This window comes from Shinella sp. NM-101, assembly GCF_021401195.1.
GTDB lineage: Bacteria > Pseudomonadota > Alphaproteobacteria > Rhizobiales > Rhizobiaceae > Shinella.
Window position 1 is genome coordinate 1 of sequence record NZ_JACBFT010000063.1, and the last position, 579, is coordinate 579.

Genomic DNA, 579 nt, shown 5'->3' on the forward strand with positions numbered 1-579 from the left:
AGTCGACAGGTCGGGTGGCGACCATGACCTTCACCGCTCCGGAAGGCCCGATCACGACTGCGCCTTCACGGCCTGTATCACCGCGGCAATCGTGGCGGCGTCCGCACCAGAGGCGATCCTGACGATCGCCCCGCCGATCTCCAATTCGATTGCGCCGCTGCTGCTCGACTTCTTTCTCGAGGCACGCGCCGGTTCCGGCTCCTTCGCTTCAGGCTTCGTAGGCACGTCAACGACCGCTGGCGCAAACATCGGAACGACCTCGACGACCGGCACAGCTTCGAGCGGCTTGCGGGCGAGCCGACGCCACGTGAACACTTGCTGCGGGGTCAATCCATGACGCCGCGCCACTGCGCAAACCGTCACGCCCGGCTCATAACTCTCGGCGACGATCTGCGCCTTGCGCTCGTCGCTCCACTCCCGCCGTCGGCCGCTTCCCGTGAAAACCTCAAACCGGCGCACCGGCTCTTTATCGCTGGATGTAAGCGTAAGCTCTGAAATCGACATATGTCCAAGCCCTCATTCGGCTCAACATCGTCAATCACGCCGTGATCCGGAAGGTGGGTGCAAAACACCGCTTAC

General features: G+C 63.0%; 1 protein-coding gene. It reads right to left on the bottom strand.

Going from position 1 to position 579, the window contains the following annotated elements; all coding sequences use genetic code 11:
* Positions 1-51: 51 nt before the first annotated feature.
* Positions 52-504: a transposase gene (locus tag L0976_RS28585; RefSeq protein WP_234190777.1), complete on the bottom strand. Its 453-nt coding sequence runs from the start codon at positions 502-504 to the stop codon at positions 52-54.
* Positions 505-579 lie beyond the last annotated feature (75 nt).